This window comes from Flavobacterium lotistagni (assembly GCF_011392125.1).
In the GTDB taxonomy this organism is placed as follows: Bacteria; Bacteroidota; Bacteroidia; order Flavobacteriales; family Flavobacteriaceae; genus Flavobacterium; species Flavobacterium lotistagni.
Map to the genome: position 1 here is coordinate 135,953 of NZ_JAAJBU010000005.1, position 22,640 is coordinate 158,592.

20 protein-coding genes are annotated in these 22,640 nt (G+C 43.8%); 11 read left to right on the forward strand and 9 right to left on the reverse strand.

Features of this window, described 5'->3' with window-relative positions; genetic code table 11:
* Positions 1-42: 42 nt before the first annotated feature.
* The 3 genes from rlmD (at position 43) to G4D82_RS07805 (ending at position 2,728) form a co-directional block, all read left to right on the forward strand.
* Complete coding sequence (gene rlmD / locus G4D82_RS07795; protein WP_166336333.1) at positions 43-1,458, forward strand: 23S rRNA (uracil(1939)-C(5))-methyltransferase RlmD; 1,416 nt, start codon at positions 43-45, stop codon at positions 1,456-1,458.
* A gap of 66 nt (positions 1,459-1,524) precedes the next feature.
* Complete coding sequence (locus G4D82_RS07800; RefSeq protein WP_235924320.1) at positions 1,525-2,031, forward strand: DUF6452 family protein; 507 nt, start codon at positions 1,525-1,527, stop codon at positions 2,029-2,031.
* Complete coding sequence (locus G4D82_RS07805) at positions 2,003-2,728, forward strand: DUF6048 family protein (protein WP_166336335.1); 726 nt, start codon at positions 2,003-2,005, stop codon at positions 2,726-2,728. Before G4D82_RS07800 ends, G4D82_RS07805 begins: the two co-directional genes overlap by 29 nt.
* 7 nt (positions 2,729-2,735) lie before the next feature.
* Here the strand turns inward: G4D82_RS07805 and G4D82_RS07810 are convergent, their stop codons facing one another.
* Genes G4D82_RS07810 through G4D82_RS07820 form a run of 3 tightly spaced genes read right to left on the reverse strand, consistent with a single transcriptional unit; the run spans position 2,736 to position 6,238 of the window.
* Complete coding sequence (locus G4D82_RS07810; protein WP_166336337.1) at positions 2,736-2,972, reverse strand: hypothetical protein; 237 nt, start codon at positions 2,970-2,972, stop codon at positions 2,736-2,738.
* A 21-nt stretch (positions 2,973-2,993) separates the two neighbouring features.
* Positions 2,994-5,054, reverse strand: coding sequence for a YCF48-related protein (locus tag G4D82_RS07815; protein ID WP_166336339.1), 2,061 nt, complete (start codon positions 5,052-5,054; stop codon positions 2,994-2,996).
* Between the two features lie 17 nt (positions 5,055-5,071).
* Positions 5,072-6,238, reverse strand: a complete 1,167-nt coding sequence (locus G4D82_RS07820) for a THUMP domain-containing class I SAM-dependent RNA methyltransferase (protein WP_207788145.1) — start codon at positions 6,236-6,238, stop codon at positions 5,072-5,074.
* A 67-nt stretch (positions 6,239-6,305) separates the two neighbouring features.
* On the opposite strand from G4D82_RS07820, the gene G4D82_RS07825 reads away from it, so the two are divergent.
* From G4D82_RS07825 to G4D82_RS07860, 8 genes are all read left to right on the forward strand, one after another.
* Positions 6,306-7,070, forward strand: coding sequence for a class I SAM-dependent methyltransferase (locus G4D82_RS07825; RefSeq protein WP_166336344.1), 765 nt, complete (start codon positions 6,306-6,308; stop codon positions 7,068-7,070).
* Complete coding sequence (locus G4D82_RS07830) at positions 7,070-7,738, forward strand: ZIP family metal transporter (protein WP_166336346.1); 669 nt, start codon at positions 7,070-7,072, stop codon at positions 7,736-7,738. Before G4D82_RS07825 ends, G4D82_RS07830 begins: the two co-directional genes overlap by 1 nt.
* 831 nt (positions 7,739-8,569) lie before the next feature.
* A complete protein-coding gene (gene murQ, locus G4D82_RS07835; protein WP_166336348.1) occupies positions 8,570-9,388 on the forward strand; it encodes an N-acetylmuramic acid 6-phosphate etherase in 819 nt (272 codons plus the stop codon).
* 270 nt (positions 9,389-9,658) lie between these two features.
* Positions 9,659-9,889 carry a DUF6095 family protein gene (locus tag G4D82_RS07840; protein WP_166336350.1) on the forward strand — a complete coding sequence of 77 codons (231 nt, stop codon included), beginning with the start codon at positions 9,659-9,661 and terminating at the stop codon, positions 9,887-9,889.
* Positions 9,889-10,464, forward strand: coding sequence for a pentapeptide repeat-containing protein (locus tag G4D82_RS07845; RefSeq protein WP_317167565.1), 576 nt, complete (start codon positions 9,889-9,891; stop codon positions 10,462-10,464). Before G4D82_RS07840 ends, G4D82_RS07845 begins: the two co-directional genes overlap by 1 nt.
* A gap of 1 nt (position 10,465) precedes the next feature.
* Positions 10,466-11,041, forward strand: coding sequence for a DUF1572 family protein (locus tag G4D82_RS07850; RefSeq protein WP_166336352.1), 576 nt, complete (start codon positions 10,466-10,468; stop codon positions 11,039-11,041).
* Between the two features lie 187 nt (positions 11,042-11,228).
* A complete protein-coding gene (locus G4D82_RS07855; protein ID WP_166336354.1) occupies positions 11,229-11,600 on the forward strand; it encodes a DNA topoisomerase IV in 372 nt (123 codons plus the stop codon).
* 19 nt (positions 11,601-11,619) lie between these two features.
* Positions 11,620-12,474, forward strand: a complete 855-nt coding sequence (locus tag G4D82_RS07860; protein ID WP_166336356.1) for a TerC family protein — start codon at positions 11,620-11,622, stop codon at positions 12,472-12,474.
* Positions 12,475-12,665: 191 nt separating this feature from the next.
* Here G4D82_RS07860 and G4D82_RS07865 read toward each other — a convergent pair whose 3' ends face one another.
* From G4D82_RS07865 to ychF, 6 genes are all read right to left on the reverse strand, one after another.
* Positions 12,666-15,317 (reverse strand): DNA gyrase/topoisomerase IV subunit A, encoded by a 2,652-nt coding sequence (locus G4D82_RS07865; RefSeq protein ID WP_166336358.1) that lies wholly within the window; start codon positions 15,315-15,317, stop codon positions 12,666-12,668.
* 158 nt (positions 15,318-15,475) lie between these two features.
* Positions 15,476-17,338, reverse strand: a complete 1,863-nt coding sequence (locus G4D82_RS07870; protein WP_166336360.1) for a DNA topoisomerase IV subunit B — start codon at positions 17,336-17,338, stop codon at positions 15,476-15,478.
* A 136-nt stretch (positions 17,339-17,474) separates the two neighbouring features.
* The gene (locus G4D82_RS07875) at positions 17,475-18,455 is read right to left on the reverse strand and encodes a transglutaminase domain-containing protein (protein WP_166336362.1); all 981 of its coding nucleotides are present in this window, start codon (positions 18,453-18,455) and stop codon (positions 17,475-17,477) included.
* 254 nt (positions 18,456-18,709) lie between these two features.
* Complete coding sequence (locus tag G4D82_RS07880) at positions 18,710-20,224, reverse strand: response regulator (RefSeq protein ID WP_166336364.1); 1,515 nt, start codon at positions 20,222-20,224, stop codon at positions 18,710-18,712.
* A 2-nt stretch (positions 20,225-20,226) separates the two neighbouring features.
* The gene (locus G4D82_RS07885; protein ID WP_166336366.1) at positions 20,227-21,369 is read right to left on the reverse strand and encodes an FIST signal transduction protein; all 1,143 of its coding nucleotides are present in this window, start codon (positions 21,367-21,369) and stop codon (positions 20,227-20,229) included.
* A 131-nt stretch (positions 21,370-21,500) separates the two neighbouring features.
* Positions 21,501-22,595 (reverse strand): redox-regulated ATPase YchF, encoded by a 1,095-nt coding sequence (ychF, locus tag G4D82_RS07890; protein WP_166336368.1) that lies wholly within the window; start codon positions 22,593-22,595, stop codon positions 21,501-21,503.
* Positions 22,596-22,640 lie beyond the last annotated feature (45 nt).

Genomic DNA, 22,640 nt, shown 5'->3' on the forward strand with positions numbered 1-22,640 from the left:
AAGCCGCACGCGGAATCTGGAAACTTTCGCTACTTTTGCCGCATGTCAAAAAAGAAAAACGATAAGATTATTTTCGAGCACATTACCGTTCTGGATGCTGGAGCCAAAGGCGTTTCGGTAGCCAAAGCGCCCGACGGAAAAGTGATTTTCATACCGAATGTTGTGCCAGGCGATGTGGTCGATATTCAGACTTTCAAAAAAAGAAAAGCCTATTACGAAGGCAAAGCCATCCGTTTCCATGCGTATTCTGAGCATCGAATTGAGCCAGTTTGCCAGCATTTCGGCGTTTGTGGCGGTTGCAAATGGCAGAATATGAATTATCCACAGCAGTTGTTCTATAAGCAGAATGAAGTCAAGAACCACTTGCAACGCATCGGCAAAATTGAACTTCCTGAATTTGAACCGATATTGGGCTCGGAAAAACAATTCTTCTATCGCAATAAAATGGAGTTCGGTTTCTCCAATTCGCGCTGGCTCACCGAAAACGAAATCAAAAGCGATGACGATTTGGGCAACCGCAACGCGCTCGGCTTCCATATTCCGAAAATGTGGGACAAAATCCTCGACATTACCAAATGCCATCTGCAGGAAGATCCGTCCAACGCGATTCGAAACGAAATCCGCGATTTTGCCAATGCCAATCATTTAGAATTTTTCGATCCAAGAAATCATGAAGGTTTGCTCAGAACTTTGATGATCCGAACCGTTTCTACCGGAGAAATCATGGTTTTAATCCAGTTTTTCAAAGACGACAAAACCAAGCGCGAGTTGCTGCTCGACCATCTGCTGGAAAAATTCCCGAACATTACCTCGTTACAATACGTTATCAATAGCAAGCCGAACGATACGATTTACGACCAAAATATCATCTTATACCAAGGCCGCGATTATATTCTAGAAGAAATGGAAGGTTTGCAGTTCAGCATCAATGCCAAATCGTTTTACCAGACCAATTCAGACCAAGCTTACGAACTGTATAAAATTACCCGCGAATTTGCCGGATTGACCGGACAGGAAACCGTTTACGACCTCTACACCGGAACCGGAACCATCGCACAATTCGTGTCTAAAAATGCCAAAAAAGTCATCGGCGTGGAAAGCGTACCAGAAGCCATTGCCGACGCTAAAGAAAATGCCAAACGCAACAATATCAGCAATTGCGAGTTTTTCGTAGGCGATATGAAAGTGGTATTCAACGATGCCTTTATTGCCCAACACGGACAGCCCGATGTCATTATTACCGATCCGCCACGCGACGGCATGCACAAAGATGTTGTGGAGCAAATTCTAAAAATTGCACCCGAAAAAGTGGTGTATGTGAGTTGTAATTCCGCTACACAAGCTAGAGATTTAGCGTTAATGGACGAAAAATACCAAGTTACCCGCGTTCACCCGGTGGATATGTTCCCGCAAACGCACCACGTAGAAAATGTCGTACTTTTGGAAAAACGAAAATAAGTTCCCGAATACTTCAGCGCTTCAATACTAAGGCACTAATACACTCAGGAAATCAGGCACTTACATATGAAACAAATACTTTTAATATTAACCTTAGCCATGGTTTTTTCGGGTTGCGAAAAAGACGATGTTTGTAGTGAAAGCACCGAAACTACACCACGGCTCATCATCGATTTTTACGATTTCACCAATCCGACACTCACCAAAAGCGTGACCAACTTGGCTATAATCAAAACTGGCGACACCACGCCTTATGCGGTTTACAATGGCGTGAGTAAAATTCAAGTACCGCTCGATATCGCTAACGATGTTTCACAATATCAGTTCATTTTGAATTACGGCAATACCAACACGGCACTGGTTGACCCTGACAATTTGCAATTCACTTATACGCGAGAAAATGTTTATGTATCGCGGGCTTGCGGTTATAAAACCGTTTTTACTTTAGATGCCACAACGCCTTTTGTACATACCGACGCTCCAGGTGACGACGCCCTTTGGATGCGCAATATTACCCTACTCCAACCCAACATCAATACTGAAAATGAAACGCACCTCAAAATTTCTTTGTAGCCTATTGGTGTTGGTGCTGAGTTCGTTTTCTATCGAGGCACAAACCACCAAAACCGACACTATTGCCGGCAAAACCAACCGTTATGGCCTGCGAGTAGGAGTCGATTTGTTTAAACTTACTCGTGGCTTTTACGAAGACGACTACAAAGGTTTGGAAATTGTCGGAGATTACCGCCTGACCAAAAAATACTATCTCGCTGGTGAAATCGGCAACGAAGACAAAACCGTCGATGATGACCAACTCAACTTTACCTCCAAAGGCACTTATTTCCGCGCAGGAATCGATTACAACCTATACGAAAACTGGCTCGACATGGAAAACATGGTGTATATCGGAGCGCGTTACGGCGTGAGTTCGTTCAGCCAAACGCTTAATTCCTACACAATTTATAACCGTTATCCGTATTTTGGGGCTTCTCAGGAAATTGTCTCGGGCGAAAAATTCAGCGGTTTATCGGCGCAATGGATCGAAGTTTTGATGGGCGTCAAGGCCAAAGTAATCAACAACTTTTACGTAGGTTTCAGTTTGCGCGTGAACAAACTACTTTCAAACAAAAAACCGGACAACTTCGACAACCTATACATTCCGGGCTTCAACCGCACTTATGATGGTACTTTCGGAGCAGGTTTTAATTATACGGTTTCTTATTTCATTCCGATTTATAAGAAGAAAGTTCCGGTAGCTGCCAAAAAATAATTCGCGATTACTTAATGACGCGTGTTCCTTTAAGGAAAATCCATCGCATAAACAACTTTTCGCCATCCTTGGTTTTCACCGCTTGAAATTGAGGCGACAAAATCGTTCCGACGACAAAAGCTGTGAAAGAAACCCATAATCCGGTGAGGTTAGAATATTCTTTTATCAAGAATTGCAATCCGATGAATAAGAAAGCGAAACAGGCGAGTTGGTATAGCAGGGCGCGAACTTGGAGTTTGGTCATGATAAAAATTAATCTGATGTTTTAAATTTTTACTACTTTTTTGGTCATCATTCCTGCCGATGTGCCGATTTTGACAAAGTAAATTCCAGCCGGTAAATCAGTCATATCTATACTGTCTCCTTCTATTGTAACAGGAAATAATCTGGATTGCATATCATACAAAGCAATACTTGTAATATTGAGTTTCGTATCGAGGTATAATCGATTTACTACCGGATTGGGATACATTATAACATCATTCTCGTTGGCCGATGCAAAACTTTCAGCGCTCAAAAGTTCCTCAAATGAAGTCACGTAAATATCTGAATCATAATGAAGCCCTATTACCTTTCCCGGTTGAAAATAAACCGCATTGAAATCACTGGTAAGTGAAAGTTCATCATCGTTTACCGGCAACCAAGTCAAACCGCCGTCAAGAGTTCTGTGTACTACTTTTGCACCGGTCAAACCATAACCAACTGCTGCATTGAAGAAATGGAATTCTCGAATGAAACTGGTTTGAAATTGATGCAATTGCCATGTCGCTCCGCCATCGGTAGAACGGTATTCATCGGCATAAATCAAATTAGGATTGACCATCTGAAGGTGTTTGATATTGGGAACACCACCCGGAAAATCAGAACCCGGTAAACCGATGTTGGTCCAGGTGGTTCCGCCATCTGTGGTTTTAAAAATTCTGCCGCTGTAACCACCAATAACGCCATTATTATCGTCAGAAAAACTGATGGCACTCACCAAACCCAATGTCGTGTTGTTTTGACTCCATCCTCCAGCAGCTTTCCACGACAACAAACCCTGCGCAGTAATCAAGTTGTAAGTACCGATGAAGAAATCACGATTTGACTTGATGAAACTCGAAGTAAAAGCACCGGTCACTGGAATATTTGACGGCCCAGGATTCCAGGTATCGCCGTAATCATTGCTAATCCAGACCGGTGTATTTAACTCTCCGGCGGTTATCCCTGCACCAGAACTATTGAAATGTACGGTTTTGTATTTGTTCTGTTGGCCTTGTTGAAGCAATTCACGCTTCCAGGTCATTCCGCCATCGGCTGTTCGGTAGAGCACACTGGAATAATTCCCATCACCGATGACCACTCCTCTATCGGCATCTGAAAATGAAATGTCCATCAGGTTTGAACGGTAAATACCATCCAGATAGATACTCCACGAGATTCCGTCATTGGTTACATACAAACGACCTTCTTGACTCGCTACCAATCTGTTACTTTGATCAACAGCCACCGTGTAATAATTCCCCGTTGGATTCGGTGTATTGATTTCCTGCCAAGTTAAACCCAAGTCATTGGAAGTATACATATTGCCAAAACTGGCGGAAATAACCAACTGATTGTTCCATGACTTCAAGTCAAAACCTCCGGCTGGCACACTTAAAACCGACCAGGTATTTCCGCCATCGGTAGTTTTCTTCAACACATTGCCTAAAGCAAAACCAAGTTGCTCATTCAAAAACAAGAAACGGTTCATATTGGCAGTACTTGTGCTCTCAACCAAGCTCCAAGTCGCGCCTTGATCTGTAGTTTTTAATATTTTCCCATTCGTGCTGCAAGCAAAACCCACTTCACTGTTGACGAAATAAATATCCTCGAGCAAATCGGTAATTCCGCTAGGCATAGCAGCCCAGGTGTCGCCTCCATTGAGGGTTTTAATGATTCTTCCATTAGCTCCACAACAAAAACCAATATTCGAATCGATGAAGAAAACCTCATTCATGTTGGAAAAACCGAGCGGCCTAACAACAAAATTCGCAAATCTATCGGTGGTTTTAAGAATAGTGCTCCCGTTGGTCAGTACAAATCCGCTGTTGTCATCGAGCATGAAAAGATCTTTGAGAATACCCACATTTTTTCTTTCCCAAGTATTTCCGACGTTGTTGCTGATATATAACCCACCAACAAAACTGGTAGAATAAGTGGTATCGAGCAAAAGGACACCGTTGTCTGAAGTAAAATAGATGGTGGTTACTTGTGAGATTTCTTTCAAAGGTGTGGTCAAAATCCATTGGGCCTGAGCTACCAAACCAATCAAATGCATTGAAACAATAAAAAATAGCTTTCTCATAATTCCAGATAAATTGATTACTCCTTTATAATTTGAAACTTGGCCCGCTTGCTGCCTTCGTACATTTCATACTTCACCAATCGCGCTTCCAAACTTCCGTTGTATAATTTGATTTTTCGCGACGGTTTGAGCCCGACGAACTTCAAAGCTTCTAAATTCGCCGTGATAAACCAAGCATTCGTTCCCGGATAATTTTGTTTTAAAGTATCGCCAATTTCTCGATAGAAACGCTCCATTTGAATATCCAGACGCTCACCATAAGGTGGATTGAACAAGATATGCAACGGGCCTTGGGTTTCTTTTTCAGTGTCGAAGAAATTGCGCTCGCTGATGGTGACATACTCATCGAGATTGGCATTCTTGATATTGTCTTTGGCTTTCTGCACGGCGCTCGGGGCTTTATCGTAGCCTTTAATCGTGTAGTGGAATTCCCGCACTTTTTTCAATAGCGAATCCATCACGATGTCGAAAAGTTCGTTGTCCCAGTCGTTCCATTTCTCGAACGCGAATTCCTTGCGGTTGATGTTTGCCGGAATGTTACAAGCTATCATCGCTGCTTCGGCACAAATGGTTCCGCTGCCGCACATCGGATCTAAAAAATCACCTTGTCCGTTCCAGCCCGAAAGCAAAATCATTCCTGCAGCCAAAACTTCATTAATCGGGGCGATATTCGTTGCGGTGCGATAACCTCTGTGGTGCAACGATGCGCCTGAAGTATCTAGCGAAACTGAAACTTGATCACGGTCGATGTGAATATTGATGCGCAAATCCGGATAATCTTTATCGATGCTTGGTCTTTGCCCGGTTTTAGAACGAAACTGATCGACAATCGCATCTTTGCATTTTTGCGATACGAATTGCGAATGTTTGAAATAATCGGAATGTACCGTGGTATCGATCACGAAAGTCTGATTCGAATTCATATACTGCGACCAGTTCATCCCGGAAATGCCTTTGTACAAGCCTGCTTCGTTGTTGGCCCTAAAGTGGTAAATCGGCTTGAGGATTTTCAGCGCCGTTCTCAAAGACAGATTCGCTTTATACATGAAACCTTTATCTCCGCGGAAACTCACCATCCGTGTACCGAGTTGCACGTCTTGCGCACCGAGTTGGCGAAGTTCCTGGGCCAGTATTTCTTCAAAACCGAAAAAGGTCTTGGCGATCATCTTAAAATTATTTTCCATAGCAAAATCAAGTATCGGTGCAAAAATACACTAAATTTGCACGCTCGATATTCAATGTGAAAGATTAATGTCAAATTCCCAAAATCCGGATTCCCACAAAGAAAATAAGACTTGCCCGAACTGGTTTGCCTCGTGGTTCGATTCGCCTTACTACCATATTTTGTACAAGGAACGCAATTACCGCGAAGCCCAGATTTTCATGGACAATCTCACGCATTATTTGAATTTGCCCGAACACGCCAAAGTGCTTGACTTGGCTTGCGGAAAAGGCCGGCACTCGATTTACCTGAACCAACTCGGCTTCGATGTACTCGGCGTAGATTTATCTGAAAATAGCATCGCTACCGCCAACAAAAACGCCAACGATACTTTACACTTCAAGGTGCACGATATGCGCGAACCGTTCGAGGAAAAATTCGACGCGATTTTTAACTTGTTTACCAGTTTCGGCTATTTCGAATCCGACGACGACCATCTCAAAACACTCATCGCCATCAAAGAAAGCCTTTCCGAATACGGTTTCGGCGTGATTGATTTTATGAATGTTCCGAACGTACTAGAAAATCTGGTTCCTGAAGAAACTAAAACCGTTGACGGCATCGACTTCCATATCAAGCGTTTCCACATCGACGGGCATATTTACAAAGAAATCGACTTTGAAAACCAAGGTTGCACCTACCATTTCACCGAAAAAGTCCGCGCGTTTACCTTACAAGATTTTCAGGATTTGATGAACCAAGCCGGTATTTACCTGCTGGATATCTTCGGCGATTACAAACTCAAGAAATTCCACAAAACCGACAGCGAACGCCTGATCATGATTTTCAAGTAATGAATTACCTTCTGCCACTTTTATCGGTGCTTCTGGGCTATGGCATCGCGCTGTTTCTGCAACCCAAAAACAAAAAGAACCTCAAGTTGCTCTTGGCCTTTAGCGGTTCGTTTCTACTTTCGCTCACGGTGGTACATTTGCTGCCAGAAGTGTACGAGAGCCACTCCAATTCCATCGGTATTTTCATCATGATCGGAATCCTATTTCAAATCATATTAGAATTTTTCTCCAAAGGTGCCGAACACGGACACGTTCATGGCCACGAAACCATGGTGCAAATTCCGTGGTTGTTGTTTATCAGTTTGTGTATTCATGCGTTTTTAGAAGGTTTGCCCGTGAGCCACCACCACCATTTGGCGCTCGGAATTGGCATTCATCATTTGCCGATTGCGGTAATCTTAACCACATTTTTCATCAAAAGCCAACTCAACAAAAAAGCCATTTTCGCCTTCATGCTGACCTTTGCACTGATGACGCCGTTGGGCACTTTCCTAGCCGATGCCTTGCCCATGGTAAATACTTACTACACCGAAATCACGGCCATTGTGATCGGAATTCTATTCCACATTTCCTCCACGATCATTTTCGAGAGCAGCGAAGGCCACAAGTTCAATATCGCCAAGATCTCGATGATTATACTCGGGGTCGCTTTGGCTTATTTTATTTAGGGCGTGACCACAAGGGTCGGGCTATTCACTGCAAGTCCTCGCAGGCTGCGGGCTTTCCGTTGCTATCCCTCACGCACAACAGTTGTCGGTTGTGGGTAACTTCCCCAAAGATGAACGTCTTAAACTTGTAAAAATCTTTGCGGCTCTGCGCCTTTGCGAGCAAATTTCATTACTTGATTAGCAGTCAGCTTTTAGCGTTCAGCACTTTTTGCGAATCACTTAGTTGTAGACTTGTTTGTTGGCAACAAAAATCTTTGCGGCTCTGCGCCTTTGCGAGCAAATTCCCCTACTTGATTAGCAGTCAGCTTTTAGCGTTCAGCACTTTTTGCGAATCACTTAGTTGTAGACTTGTTTGTTGGCAACAAAAATCTTTGCGGCTCTGCGCCTTTGCGAACAAATTTCATTACTTGATTAGCAGTCAGCTTTTAGCGTTCAGCACTTTTTGCGAATCACTTAGTTTTAGCCTTGTTTGTTAGCAACAAAATCTTTGCGTCTCTGCGCCTTTGCGAGCAAATTTCATTACTTGATTAGCAGTCAGCTTTTAGCGTTCAGCAGTTAGCACTTTTTTAGCGAATCATTTTAGTTTTAGACTTATTTGTTGGCAATAAAAATCTTGGCGTCTCTGCGTCTTTGCGAGCAAATTTCCTTACTTGACTAGCAGTCAGCTTATAGCGTTCAGTAGTTAGCACTTTTTTAGCGAATCATTTTAGTTTTAGACTTATTTGTTGGCAATAAAAATCTTGGCGTCTCTGCGTCTTTGCGAGCAAATTTCCCTATTTTTGAAGCTCTAGAGGCTTTCCAACAATCAACAATCAACAACCAACAACCAAAATGTCCTTCACCAAAACCACCGAACAATCCTCCAAATACGAATCGCTCGAGAAAATGCCCCTCACCGATTTGCTCGCCAACATCAACCGCGAAGACCAAACCGTGCCATTGGCGGTAGAAAAAGCGTTGCCGCAAATTGAGAAACTCGTCGAGGCCGTGGTTGTGAAAATGAAACTCGGTGGCCGGTTGTTCTACATCGGCGCCGGAACTTCAGGCCGTTTGGGAATTGTTGACGCTTCCGAATGTCCGCCAACTTTTGGTGTTCCATTCGATTTAGTAAATGGAATCATTGCCGGTGGCGATCAAGCCATCCGCCGCGCTGTTGAAAATGCCGAAGACAATACCACACAAGCCTGGCTCGATTTACAAGAACACCAGATCACAAGTAAAGACGTTGTCATCGGAATTGCGGCTTCAGGAACCACGCCTTACGTCATCGGCGGATTGGAAAAATGCAACAAAAACGGAATAATCACCGGCGGTATTACTTGCAATGCAGGAAGCCCATTAGCACTTACGGCAAAATTCCCAATTGAAGTAGTCGTCGGGCCGGAATTCGTTACCGGAAGTTCGCGCATGAAAGCCGGCACCGCGCAGAAACTCGTACTCAACATGATTTCTACCGCCACGATGATCCAACTCGGGCGTGTGAAAGGCAACAAAATGGTCGATATGCAACTCAGCAACAACAAACTCGTCGACCGCGGCGTGAAAATGATTATGGGCGAAATTGCCATTTCCTATGAAGAAGCTTCGAGCTTATTGCAACAACACGGCAGCGTGCGTAAAGCAGTAGATGCTTATCTCAAGAATTCCTGATGTTTTGGTTCTATAGCTTGCTGGCACTAATTCCGGTGATGTTTATTTGGAGCGGCTACTCGTTGCGCAAACAAAATTGGTTTCGCCTTTACTTACTTGTTAATACCGCTTTTTTCGCCCTTTATTTTTTGGGCATTTTCTTTACCCCTTTGGAATTTTTCGAGCAAGATCCGTATGGCTTGAAAAAAATATTTTTATTCTTGTACATTCTGCTGGTTCATGCCTTAGGATGTTTTACTTTTGCGTTATACCACCACTACAAATCAAAAAATGGCAGTCGACAAAGAAGTTCTCAATAAAGCAATCCGAAATCTGGCTTGGGCTTTACCGCTCATGTTCATTGGGCCGTCGGTGATTTATAACGCCTTCATCAACAAGCAGAATGTGTGGCATTATTTGGTACTTGCCATCGGAATTGTAATCAGTCTGGGCGCTGTATTCTTGCTTTTTAAAGGCGTACAACTCATTGTAAAAAGTTTATTTGACGGCAACGACGATTAATGATGGACGAATTGATTCACATCCACAAAACTTTTGATAAAGTGGTGCTCATGGGCAGCGAACTCCGCCATCGCGAGTTTGAAGGCTGCGTGTTCAATCAATGTGATTTTTCCAACAGCGATTTTTCTGGCAATACTTTCTCTGAGTGCGAATTCATCGATTGTAACCTTTCGATGCTATTGCTTGGCCAAACCAGCTTGCAAGATGTGAGTTTTAGGAATTGCAAGTTGCTCGGCATACAATTCCAGCATTGCAATGATTTTCTGTTTGAAGTGAGCTTTGAGCAATGTGCGCTCGACTACGCTTCGTTTGCCCACAAGAAAATGCCCAAAACCAAATTCATTAATTGTTCGATGAAAGAAACGGTGTTCGTAGGAACGAATTTAACACAAGCCTTTTTCGACCAATGTAATCTGGAAAACGCAGTGTTCAACGAAACCCAGCTCGCCGAAGCAGATTTCACCACGGCGATAAACTACAAAATCGATCCGCAGTACAACCCGATGAAAAAAGCAAAATTTTCAACTTCGGGCATTTTGGGATTGCTGAGCCAATACGATATTAAAATAGAATAACATGGAAACTACTGCCGCTTATCTGGAAAGTGTTAAGAAACAATTCCGGTATTACAAAATGCTTGGCGAAAAAGCCATGACACAACTCGAACCGGAGCAATTGTTTGTGATGACCAACGAAGACACCAACAGCATCGCCACCATTGTAAAACACCTCTCGGGCAATATGCTTTCGCGCTGGACCGACTTTTTAAACACCGACGGAGAAAAAGAATGGCGCCACCGCGACGGGGAATTCGAGAACGATTTACAGACCAAAGAGCAGGTTATTGAATGCTGGGAAAAAGGCTGGACTTGTTTTTTAGCCGCGCTCGATAGTTTGCAACCGGAACAGCTTTCGCAGATTATTTACATCCGCAACGAAGGCCATACAGTGATTGAGGCGATTAATCGACAATTGGCACATTATCCATATCATATTGGGCAAATGGTGTTTTATGCCAAGCAGCTCAAAGCCGAACCTTGGAATAGTTTGTCGATTCCGAGGAATGCTTCTAATAGCTACAATGCCGATAAATTTGCCAAAGACAAAAGCATCAAGAATTTCACCGACGACGAGTTGAACCGTTTGAAATGACAGTTTTTCTTTGCGACTCTGCGTCTTTGCGAGCTATTCTTTTCTCACGCGAAGACGCAGAGGCGCGAAGGTAGAAGACGAAATATGAATTGATAAAAAAATGCCTAGCCCGGATAGCAGCGACATCCTTTTGCAGAGCACAGCGGCGCAAAAGATATAGCGGATAGCCGGAAAAAGCTTCAAAAAAATGAACAAAATACTATTACTTTCTTTACTTACATTGGTTTCGTGCTACAACCCGCAGCGCAATTGCAAGGATTTCAAAACCGGAACATTCCGCTCTGAGATTGAGATTAACGGCGTGAAACATACCACCATTTCAGTGCGTACTGATTCGTTAGTGATTGAAACTTATAAAGGCAAAACCGACACCGCGACCATCCGCTGGGTGAACGATTGCGAATACGTGCTGCGCAAACTGCACCCAAAAACCATGGCCGAAGAAAAGGCGATTTCGATAAAAATTTTGACTACCTCGGAAAAATCGTATACTTTTGAATTCGGTGCCGTAGGAAATGACGAGAAACAACGCGGCACCGCTTATTTAATGAATAATTAATAGTTAATAATGAATAATTATGTTTGAGATATTGGCCAACCCGGATGCTTGGATTGCTTTACTAACGCTGACTTTTTTGGAGATTATTCTCGGGATTGACAATATTGTTTTTCTATCAATCGTTTCAGGCAAACTCGCTGCGGAAGACCAACCCAAAGCCCGAAGAATAGGACTTTCGCTCGCTATGGCTTTCCGGATTATTTTGCTGTTCGGGATTACTTGGGTTTTAGGATTACAAGATACTATTGCCAGTGTGGATTGGGGTTGGTTCTCGGCACATATTACCGGACAGAGCATTATTATTTTCGCCGGCGGTTTGTTCTTGTTGTATAAAAGCGTCACGGAAATCCATCATAAATTAGAAGGTGAAGAAGAAGGCACCAATGCCAAAGCCGGAAATACACTATCGAGTGCGATTATTCAGATTGCTTTGTTGAATTTGGTGTTTTCATTCGATAGTATTTTGACGGCGGTCGGGTTGATTTCGATGAAAGAAGCTCCGGAAGGTTTTGGCTATGCCGGTGCTCTAGAGATTATGATTCTTTCGGTGGTGATTTCGATTTTGATTATGATGGCTTTTGCCGGGCCGGTGAGCAAATTTGTAAACCAACACCCGACGATCCAAATTTTAGGGTTGTCTTTCCTAATTTTGATTGGCGTAATGCTCGTAGTAGAAGGTTCGCATTTGGCGCATTTCTCATTTGGCGGAAGCGAAGTGACCAGTATTCCGAAAGGGTATTTGTACTTCACGATTTTCTTCTCGCTGTTTGTGGAGTTCCTGAACCTGAAGATGCGCAAAACCAAGAATCCGGTCAAGTTGCACAACAATAAGATTCGCGACAAGAAATTGGAAGACGGTGATTTATTGGATTAAAAAAGAGCTAATTGAAAACAAAAGCGTTGGATAATTTTCAGCGCTTTTTTGTATAAAATGGTGAGCCGTCAAGTGAAGAAAAAGCTGTTCAACCGTAAATCAATTGTTGCTACTTTACAATAAAATCAGCACCAATAAAAAAGGCGCAGGGATTCATTTCTCTGCGCCTTTTTTATTGATATGGGTTGTTATTAGAATAAAGTGATTTGCCCGTCGTCGTCGAGTTGGATGTTTGGGTCAATCGGTTCTGGGTCGGCTTCTGATGCTGTTACAACGGGTTCAGGAACTTCTTCTGCCGGCGGCTCATAAGGCAACGGTTCTAGTAAGTTGACTTGTTTGAGTTTGTCGGTGGTGAGTTGGTTGCCGAGCGCCTTGAAACCTTTCACTGCAATGAACGCCTCGAGGTCGACCACCTGATTTTCTTTCTGTACGCCTTTGGATTTGGCAAAGACTAGTTCAGCTACCGGACGATAATCGGTCGCGACGATTTCGAGTTGTGAATTCGGATGGTCGGTGATGAAACTTTCTTCCTTGCCTTCGTTCTCGACTAGAAAACGCTTCACATAATAACGCTCCTTTTCGCCATCGTAATAAATGGCCGAGATCGGTTTGTTCGGAATCCATTTTTCTAAAACCACCATATCTTCGTCAAAGTGCGTCGTGAGTTCAGGAATAATGACTTTGAGTTTTCCGGTTTGGGAAATAACTAAAATTTTATCGCTCGGACGGAATTCGCCCAGTAGTTCGCCACGCGCGTCAGTATTGAGTTTCTGCACCGTGTCATCGAACCAGATTTTCCTTGGCAGCAAAGTCGAGATTCCTTTTTCCTTGATTTCGATTTTCTTGATTGGATATTTGGTCACGAGATTGCCTTTGGAAGCGCGGCCTTTGATGGCGATGTTGGCGAAATCCAAATCCCATTTGAGTTTTTTGATACTGCCGACTTGACGAAGCAAAACGGTAATCACTTCCGCTTCTCCGTTCGGATTGGCCGTAAAGTAAAGCACTTGAGAACCTTTGGTTTCATTGGTCAGATCGTAAAGTTTATCGCGCGTCACACCCGAAACATTGAACCGTTTAATGTAAGCCGGCCCGGATTTTCCATCCCGATAAATCATGTTGTAAATCGTGCGTTTGTCGCTTTTGTCGAATACCGCTACGTGAATGATGTCTTTGCCGACGAACTTCTTGTCATCTACTTTGGAAATCATCATGTTACCGTCGCGCAGGAACACGATAATGTCGTCAATGTCGGAACAATCGGTTACGTATTCGTCTTTTTTGAGGCCGGTGCCGATGAAACCTTCTTCGCGGTTGACGTAGAGTTTGGTATTTCTCAACACTACTTTGGTCGCTTCGATATCGTCGAAAATCCGCAGTTCGGTTTGGCGTTCGCGGCCTTTGCCGTACTTTTCTTTGAGTTTGGTAAAGTAAGCAATCGCGAAATCGGTTAAATGCTCCAAATCGTGTTTGACTTGGGCTATATCGCCTTCGAGCGCGTCGATTTTGTCTTGGGCTTTGTTGCTGTCATACCTTGAAATCCGCATGATTTTGATTTCGGTCAGGCGCAAAATATCTTCTTCGGTAACGGCCCGTTTGAGCGGTTTGATAAATGGTTGCAAGCCTTTGTCGATGGCAGCAATAACGCCTTCTTTGGTGGTTTCTTCTTCTATCAGACGATAGATTCTGTTCTCGATGAAAATACGTTCGAGTGAAAGAAAATGCCACTGTTCTTCGAGTTCCGAAAGTTGGATTTCGAGTTCGCTTTTGAGCAAGCCGACGGTTCTTTCGGTAGAAATTTTAAGCATCTCCGAAACGCCGATGAAACGCGGTTTGTTGTCTTCGATGACGCAACCCAGCGGTGCTACCGAAGTTTCGCAAGCCGTGAAGGCAAACAGCGCATCGATGGTTTTATCAGGTGAAACTCCCGGATACAAATGGATTAAGATTTCAACTTCTGCCGCGGTATTGTCTTCGATTTTCTTGATTTTGATTTTGCCTTTTTCGTTGGCTTTCAAAATACTGTCGATCAGTGTAGTGGTATTGGTCGAAAACGGGATTTGCGTAATCGCTAAAGTGCTTTTGTCGATCTGGTTGATTTTGGCCCGAACCCGAACGCGTCCGCCGCGCATACCGTCGTTGTAATTTGAGACATCGGCAATTCCGGCGGTTTGGAAATCCGGAAAAATTTGGAACGATTTGCCTTTTAAGATTTTAATCGACGCATCAATCAGTTCGTTGAAATTGTGCGGCAACACTTTGGTCGATAAACCTACCGCAATCCCTTCGGCGCCTTGTGCCAAAAGCAGTGGAAACTTCACCGGAAGATTGATCGGTTCGGCTTTACGTCCGTCGTAGGAAACGCCCCAATCGGTAATTTTCGGGCTGTAGATGACCTCGAGTGCAAACTTGGACAAACGCGCTTCAATATAACGCGAAGCCGCAGCGCCATCACCAGTGAGGATATTTCCCCAGTTTCCTTGGCAGTCGATGAGCAGTTCTTTCTGGCCAATTTGCACCATCGCATCGGCAATACTTTGGTCTCCGTGCGGATGGTATTGCATCGTGTGCCCAACGACATTCGCGACTTTGTTGTAACGCCCGTCGTCGAGTTCTTTCAGCGAGTGCATGATACGGCGCTGTACGGGTTTGAAACCGTCTTCGATCGCCGGAACCGCGCGTTCTAGAATAACATACGAAGCGTAATCAAGGAACCAATCCTTGTACATCCCGGTGACTTTGGTAATCGTATCGTCGGGGTTCACCTCGTCGTGCTCATAGAAGTGCTCGCCTTCGGAAGGTTTGCCGTCTTCGGGTAAAATGATATCTTCTTCTTCGTCCATTTTATTCAAAGTCTGGAAGCTAATACTTCAGACGTTATTTCTTGTTTAACAGATTTGCAGCCCGGATCGCAGCGGCATCCTTTTTCGCGCAATGCAATGGAGCGAAAAAGATATAGCGGAGAGCCGGAAATGTCTGCCCAAACCCCAATTATTCATTATTAATTCTCCTCAAGTACATCAATCTCGACCTTGAGATTGTTGATGATGAAATCCTGGCGGTCGGGTGTGTTCTTGCCCATGTAAAACGACAGCAACTGCTCAATCGACGCGGCTTTGTCGAGCATCACCGGATCTAGGCGGATGTCTTCTCCGATGAAATGCTTGAACTCGTCGGGCGAAATTTCACCCAAACCTTTGAATCGCGTGATTTCTGGCTTTGGCTTGAGTTTTTCGATCGCATTGACACGCTCTTCCTCGGAATAGCAGTAAATCGTTTCTTTTTTATTTCTGACGCGGAACAGCGGCGTTTGCAGGATGTACAAATGCCCTTCTTTGATGAGTTCCGGGAAAAATTGCAGGAAAAACGTGATCAGCAGCAAGCGGATGTGCATTCCGTCAACGTCGGCATCGGTCGCGATTACGATGTTGTTGTAGCGCAGGTTTTCCATGTCGTCTTCGATGTCGAGCGCGGCTTGCAATAAGTTGAATTCCTCGTTCTCGTATACGATTTTCTTGCTCATACCGTAAGAATTCAGCGGCTTTCCACGCAAACTAAAAACAGCTTGGGTATTCACATCGCGCGATTTGGTAATGGAACCCGAAGCGGAATCTCCCTCGGTGATAAATAAAGTACTTTCGAGGTAACGCGGGTTTTTGATATCCGACAAATGCACGCGGCAATCGCGCAGTTTTTTATTGTGCAGGCTCGCTTTCTTGGCGCGGTCTTTTGCCAGTTTTCTAATTCCGGAAAGTTCTTTTCTTTCGCGCTCGGCTTGCAAAATCTTGCGCAGAAGCAAATCCGCGGTTTCAGGGTTTTTATGCAGGAAATTGTCGAGCTTGTTCTTGATGAAATCATTGATGAACGTTCTGACCGACGGCAAACCGACTTCCGAGCCCATTTCGGTCGAACCGAGTTTGGTCTTGGTCTGCGATTCGAAAACCGGCTCCATGACTTTGATGCTGATCGCACTTACGATGGATTTGCGGATATCGGAAGGCTCAAAGCCTTTGTTGTAGAATTCGCGGATGGTTTTCACGATGGCTTCGCGGAAAGCCACCAAATGCGTTCCTCCTTGCGTGGTATTCTGGCCGTTCACGAACGAATGGTATTCCTCACTGTATTGAGATTTACTGTGCGTGATGGCCACTTCGATATCGTCACCGGAAAGATGGATGATCGGATAAACCATGTCTTCAATCGCGATATTCTCGTCGAGCAAATCTTTGAGTCCGTTGTCTGAAAAATACTTCTCGCCGTTGTAAATAATCGTGAGCCCAGTGTTGAGATAGCAATAATTCTTGAGCATTTTCACTACATACTCATTGCGGAATTTGTAGTTTTTGAAAATCGCTTCGTCGGGCGTAAAAATGACTTTGGTTCCTTTGCGCTTGGTGGTTTCGACAACATCTTCTTCGAGCACCAGGTTTCCGGCGTTGAATTCTGCGGCTTTCTGTTTTTCGTCGCGAACGGATTCCACGCGGAAATAATTCGACAAAGCATTGACCGCCTTGGTACCGACACCATTCAAACCGACCGATTTCTTAAACGCAAGTGAATCGTATTTACCGCCGGTATTCATTTTCGAAACCACATCGACGACTTTCCCCAGCGGAATCCCACGGCCGTAATCGCGCACCGAAACCGTCTTGTCTTTGATGGTCACTTCGATGGTTTTGCCGCTGCCCATGACGAACTCGTCGATACAGTTGTCTATCACTTCCTTGAGCAGGATGTAAATACCGTCATCAGGCGAAGAACCATCACCGAGTTTTCCGATGTACATACCGGGCCGCATCCGGATGTGTTCTTTCCAGTCGAGCGAGCGTATGTTGTCTTCGGTATATTGATTCTGTTCTGCCATGGCGATTTTTAACAAGTGGTGCTAATATAAGGCATTCGAGCAGATTTTTAAAGCCGGAAATGGAGAAGTTATTAATAGGATATTGACAAAATAGTTGCTGGTTGATGGTTGTTGGTTGATGGTTTTTTTACGGAAATCAAGGCACGATTTTATAAGCCGCGACCGACTGGTTATTGATAAAAATGGTGAGAAAACCACGATTCCTTTTGGTAATCGGAATGTCGAAATTGGTGAGCTCGCCTTCGCGTTTGACTTCGACCAAATGGCCTTGACCTTCGTTGCTAAAAACGTAGGCTACTTGTTGGTTTTCAGGCAAATTGGCGATACTAAAATGGATGTTGTCGGTTTCTTTGATCGAGAAAATGCCTTGCTCGGGCGAAAGGAATTCGTAACCCGATTTGAGATAACTGCCATAATACAAAGGCAAAGCAGCAAAATCTTCAGCGGTTTTATCGGTCATCAATTGACGTTTGTCGTCGGGGAAATGGTTCAGGAAGAAAAGACTTGGCGGTGTGAAAAAATAAGCATCGTTGAATTCCTGCAGCATTTTGCCCGATTCGAGATTCATCATGCCCGAAGCCCAAGTGACATCGATGAAGCGCCACTTCTCGCCTACCCGAACGGCGTTCCAAGCGTGGTCTTTGGCCAGAGGCATTTTCCCGATATGGTTCAGGCTGGTTTTGGAAGTGCCTAAAATCGTCATGCACTTAATGCCGCAAAGTTCGCTGACTGTATGAAACAAAGCCGTGTAATCCTGGCAAACGCCTTTCTTAGTTTTGAGCAATTGGGCCGCACCATCACGACGGAATTGCATTTCTTTTTGCAATCGTTCTTGCTCAGAGGAAAACGAAAAAGCGACTTTAGGGTTCCGAGACTGCGATTGAAAAGCCTTCAAATCATAGCGTATGTTGAGCGCAATCCAGGTGAAAATGGCGCGGGCTTTTTCTTCGTCGGTAGTGAAATCGGCTTTAATTTTTTCTGCAAATTTCTCTGGCGAAGAGAATGATTTGGGGTAATTCTTTATCGCGTCGTCAATGGCTGCGTAATTTTGGGCGTAAGTGTTGGAGGCCAGCAAAAAGCAGCACACCCCAAGTAAATTCAGGAATTGTTTTTTCATGTTTTTTGGATGGAATGTCGAGGCAATCATGCCGTTTGAAAACGTTGCGAAAGACTTATTATTGCTTGATAATTTGCAGGTGGTAATTGATGGCTATTAACGCTTGCCCCGGATGGCAGCGGAAAGCATTTTTTTGACAAAGGTATTTTTTGTTGGTGTGAAAACGCGACCAACGGAAGCGCTTTTGACGGCATTCAAAAAAAGCTTTGGCGGAAAAATCTTGTAGTGTACAGCCGGATTGGGCCCTGAAAAAACTACGGATGATAATACTTGCGCAGCTTCATATTGAGCTCTTTCGGGTTGAACGGCTTGATGATGTATTCGTTGATACCAATTTGCAGCGCGCGGTCGAGATAACCAAAAGAAGCAGAAGCCGTAAGGGCTATAATCGGGATGAGTTTGTCGTCTTGACGAATGGTCGTGGTGGCTTCGTAACCGTCCATGACCGGCATAGACAAATCCATCAGGATAACGTCGTATTTATTGGCGCGGTATTTCTCTACGCCGATTAGGCCATTTTCTGCCAAATCGACTTCGACTTCCCATTGGCCCATAATTTTCTGGGCAATTTTGATGTTGATCAGGTTATCTTCAACGAGCAAAACCTTGAGACCTCTGAGGTTCTGTTCTTTGTAATCTTCTTGCAAATCGTGGGTGTTGACGGCATTTTGCTTGAGGTCGATGGGCAAGTGCATCGTGAAATAGAAGTTCGAACCGACGCCAATTTCGCTCTCGAATTTGATTTCCGAACCTAGCAGTGCGAGCAATTTTTTGGTAATTACCAAACCCAGTCCGGTGCCGCCGTATAAGCGCGATGTTTTGGTTTCGGCTTGGGTGAATTTCTCGAAAATGGATTGGAATTTGTCTTTCTCGATACCAATACCGTTGTCGACAACCTCTACTTTAAAAGTAGAAAATTTGTTCTGCACCGCGATTTGTTTGAGCCGTATTTGAATATTGCCGTCGTAGGTGAATTTGACCGCATTAGACACCAAGTTGGTAATGATTTGGTTGATGCGCAACGGATCAGAAATCAGGTTGGGCACAAAATCAGCATCGACGACCACTTGGATTTTATTGAGATTTTCTGAAGCGCGCGCTTCCATCGATTTGGCGATTTGCTCGGCGAGTTGCACCAAATCAAAAGGGATTTTCTCGATATCGACTTTGCCGGCTTCGATTTTACTGAAGTCGAGAATGTCGTTGATGAGTAAGAATAAGTTCTGCGCCGAGTTTTTGAGGACTTCGATGTTTTCGTGGAAACTTTGCAGCGAGTTTTCTTTTTCCATGATGTAAATCAGTCCGATGATGGCGTTGAGCGGCGTGCGGATTTCGTGGCTCATGATCGAGAGGAAATCAGACTTGGCATCGTTTGCCTTTTTGGCATCGGCTATGGAATCGAAGAGTTTTCGCTGGATATCGGCCTTGATTTCGATTTCTTTCTGAAGAATATGGATCAAATCTAGTAGGTTTTCATCGTCTAGCTCATGACCTTCCACGTCGAGTTGTTTGATGGCTTCAACGAGTTTTTGCTGAAAATAAACTCTTTTTTCGAGTTCGCCTTTGAGCTTGGCATTCATTTCAGCATATTCCTTGTCGTTGAGCTTAGCCGATTGCTCAAACAATTCCGCATCTTTCTCGTAATTCAAATAGGTTTGATTGACCGTTTTGAGAAAGGCAAGCAAGTCTGGGTTTTGCGCTACTAAATCCTCCGGGAGAAATTTATCAATTTGCCGTTTGAGGTTTTTGTGAAACATCGATTTGTCCATGGTTATGTTTCGTATAAAGTAGTAATCGTCATGGTTTGATTGTGCAGTTCGCAAGCCACTTTATCTAAGGTTGGCGAAATTTCCCCGTAAGAATAAAAGCCGCACAGTAAAGTATTGGTACCGAATGTTTCTCTGACTACTTCTAGTTCTTCTTCGATTCGGTCGTCTAAAACAATTCTTCGCCCGACACAACTGACCAACAGTGCTAACTGTCGGGTTTGCGAAGGCTCTTTCGCGATAGCTGCTGCAGCTTTGGCCGAGGCGTCAATGAGTTTATCGGTGTTTCCTTTCATGAATCGCACGAAGGAACCTTGGGGAATATTGCCCGCAAAGGTCATGGATTTGTTTTGTTCATCAATCGATAAAATGGTTCGCACCACTGAAGTATTGCTCTCTTTTTCTTTCATTGAAAGCGGAAAATAAAGTGAAGAACCCGGCAATTCATTGGCATATTTACCCAAATATTCTTTATATAAATCTAAGGCGTAGCGATCACCTATTTTATATAAGACATTTTTATCTGACTCGGTAACTTCACGCTCTGGACCAAAATCGCCCCAACCGCCTTCGCAACCAAAACCAAAACGAATGGCATCTCCGTAAAATCCGACGGCTACAATTTTACCTGAACTGGCATCTTGATTCAAACCTACTATGGTTTTCTCGAAAGCGTATTCGTCGCCGGCCAAACCTCCGAAAATGGGAATTCGCCTTTGGGTTTTCTCGATAAGTTCATTAATAAGTTCGGTGCCATTGACGTGACTGCCTTCGGATAAAATTAATATAGATTGAAGGTCGTCGGCATATAAATCTTTTTGGATTAAATCTCCAAAATCATTCAGATTTGGATGCAAATTCACGTCGGTAACTACCGTTTTTATTTTGGTATTTTCGAACTGAATAGCCGTAGCTACTATCTCTTTTGCAATTTGACAATCATTGGAAATTTGCCCAGAAGAAGAACAAATCACGATTTGCGCTTGCGGAAAGGCTTCTTTCAAAACCCCATAAGGCTGAACCGCTTCAAGCAATGTTCTTTGTCCGAAGACTAAAACCAAATTGGCCTTGTTGGCTTCAAAGCCATCGATTTGGTATACTGGAGAGAATGCTTTAGAAGCGCTAACAAGGATTTGCTTAAAGTACATGGGCAATAAAAAAAGTTTTGTTTATTGATACTAATCTGCATTATAAAGTAAAACATTGTAGTTGGAATAAACAAAAAAACCCGTAAAATAATTTACAGGTTTGCATGATTCATTTTCACATGTGATTTTTCTCAAACGTTGAACCTGAAATGCATCACATCGCCGTCTTTAACGATGTATTCTTTGCCTTCTACTCTGAGTTTTCCTGCTTCTTTAACTTTAGCTTCAGAGCCGTAAGCGACATAATCTTCGTAAGCGATGACTTCGGCGCGGATAAAACCTTTTTCAAAATCGGTATGAATTACACCGGCTGCTTGCGGCGCTGTGGCTCCGATGTTGATGGTCCAGGCACGGACTTCTTTAACGCCAGCTGTAAAGTAAGTTTGTTGTTTCAATAATTTATAGGCCGCGCGGATTAATACTGAGGAGCCCGGCTCGGAAAGCCCCATGTCTTCGAGAAAAACTTGGCGTTCTTCGTAGCTTTCAAGTTCGGTAATATCGGCTTCGGCGCCTACAGACAATACGATTACTTCAGCGTCTTCGTCTTTGACAAGTTCGCGCACTTGGTCTACATATTTATTGCCTTTCACAGCAGATGCTTCATCGACGTTGCATACATACAAAACCGGTTTTGAAGTAATCAGTTGGAAACTTTCCATCAATTCTTCTTCGTCGTTGTTTTGCGGCGCAACCGTTCTAGCTGATTTCGCTTGCAATAAAGCTTCACGAATTCTATCAAGAAACGCTTTTTCAACTTGGGCTTCTTTGTTTCCTGTTTTGGCAGCGCGGTTTACTTTTTCTAGGCGCTTATCGACAGTTTCCAAATCTTTGAGCTGGAGTTCGATATCGATGGTTTCCTTGTCGCGGATTGGATTGACATTGCCATCGACGTGAACAATATTGTCATTATCGAAACAACGCAACACATGAATAATCGCATTACATTCGCGGATGTTGCCTAAAAACTGGTTGCCCAACCCTTCACCTTTGCTGGCGCCTTTAACTAGTCCGGCGATATCGACAATATCAACGGTTGCCATTTGAACACGTTCGGGTTTAACGAGTTCTTCCAGCTTGTTGATGCGCGGATCCGGCACGTTTACTACACCAATATTCGGCTCAATAGTACAAAACGGAAAGTTTGCACTTTGGGCTTTGGCATTCGACAAACAATTAAATAAAGTTGATTTTCCTACGTTGGGCAATCCGACAATTCCTGCTTTCATTTTCTTGGGTTAAAAAAGTGCGCAAATATACGTTTTAAAATGGTT

What these genes read in the sequence shown, in the direction of transcription:
- G4D82_RS07875 (WP_166336362.1), bottom strand. Translation starts at nt 18,455, where the DNA reads ATGAAAAAACAATTCCTGAATTTACTTGGGGTGTGCTGCTTTTTGCTG.
- murQ (WP_166336348.1), top strand. Translation starts at nt 8,570, where the DNA reads ATGTCCTTCACCAAAACCACCGAACAATCCTCCAAATACGAATCGCTC.
- G4D82_RS07815 (WP_166336339.1), bottom strand. Translation starts at nt 5,054, where the DNA reads ATGAGAAAGCTATTTTTTATTGTTTCAATGCATTTGATTGGTTTGGTA.
- G4D82_RS07820 (WP_207788145.1), bottom strand. Translation starts at nt 6,238, where the DNA reads ATGGAAAATAATTTTAAGATGATCGCCAAGACCTTTTTCGGTTTTGAA.
- G4D82_RS07865 (WP_166336358.1), bottom strand. Translation starts at nt 15,317, where the DNA reads ATGGACGAAGAAGAAGATATCATTTTACCCGAAGACGGCAAACCTTCC.
- G4D82_RS07855 (WP_166336354.1), top strand. Translation starts at nt 11,229, where the DNA reads ATGAACAAAATACTATTACTTTCTTTACTTACATTGGTTTCGTGCTAC.
- rlmD (WP_166336333.1), top strand. Translation starts at nt 43, where the DNA reads ATGTCAAAAAAGAAAAACGATAAGATTATTTTCGAGCACATTACCGTT.
- G4D82_RS07825 (WP_166336344.1), top strand. Translation starts at nt 6,306, where the DNA reads ATGTCAAATTCCCAAAATCCGGATTCCCACAAAGAAAATAAGACTTGC.
- G4D82_RS07850 (WP_166336352.1), top strand. Translation starts at nt 10,466, where the DNA reads ATGGAAACTACTGCCGCTTATCTGGAAAGTGTTAAGAAACAATTCCGG.
- G4D82_RS07880 (WP_166336364.1), bottom strand. Translation starts at nt 20,224, where the DNA reads ATGGACAAATCGATGTTTCACAAAAACCTCAAACGGCAAATTGATAAA.
- G4D82_RS07830 (WP_166336346.1), top strand. Translation starts at nt 7,070, where the DNA reads ATGAATTACCTTCTGCCACTTTTATCGGTGCTTCTGGGCTATGGCATC.
- G4D82_RS07805 (WP_166336335.1), top strand. Translation starts at nt 2,003, where the DNA reads ATGAAACGCACCTCAAAATTTCTTTGTAGCCTATTGGTGTTGGTGCTG.
- G4D82_RS07840 (WP_166336350.1), top strand. Translation starts at nt 9,659, where the DNA reads ATGGCAGTCGACAAAGAAGTTCTCAATAAAGCAATCCGAAATCTGGCT.
- G4D82_RS07885 (WP_166336366.1), bottom strand. Translation starts at nt 21,369, where the DNA reads ATGTACTTTAAGCAAATCCTTGTTAGCGCTTCTAAAGCATTCTCTCCA.
- ychF (WP_166336368.1), bottom strand. Translation starts at nt 22,595, where the DNA reads ATGAAAGCAGGAATTGTCGGATTGCCCAACGTAGGAAAATCAACTTTA.
- G4D82_RS07845 (WP_317167565.1), top strand. Translation starts at nt 9,889, where the DNA reads ATGATGGACGAATTGATTCACATCCACAAAACTTTTGATAAAGTGGTG.
- G4D82_RS07860 (WP_166336356.1), top strand. Translation starts at nt 11,620, where the DNA reads ATGTTTGAGATATTGGCCAACCCGGATGCTTGGATTGCTTTACTAACG.
- G4D82_RS07810 (WP_166336337.1), bottom strand. Translation starts at nt 2,972, where the DNA reads ATGACCAAACTCCAAGTTCGCGCCCTGCTATACCAACTCGCCTGTTTC.
- G4D82_RS07800 (WP_235924320.1), top strand. Translation starts at nt 1,525, where the DNA reads ATGAAACAAATACTTTTAATATTAACCTTAGCCATGGTTTTTTCGGGT.
- G4D82_RS07870 (WP_166336360.1), bottom strand. Translation starts at nt 17,338, where the DNA reads ATGGCAGAACAGAATCAATATACCGAAGACAACATACGCTCGCTCGAC.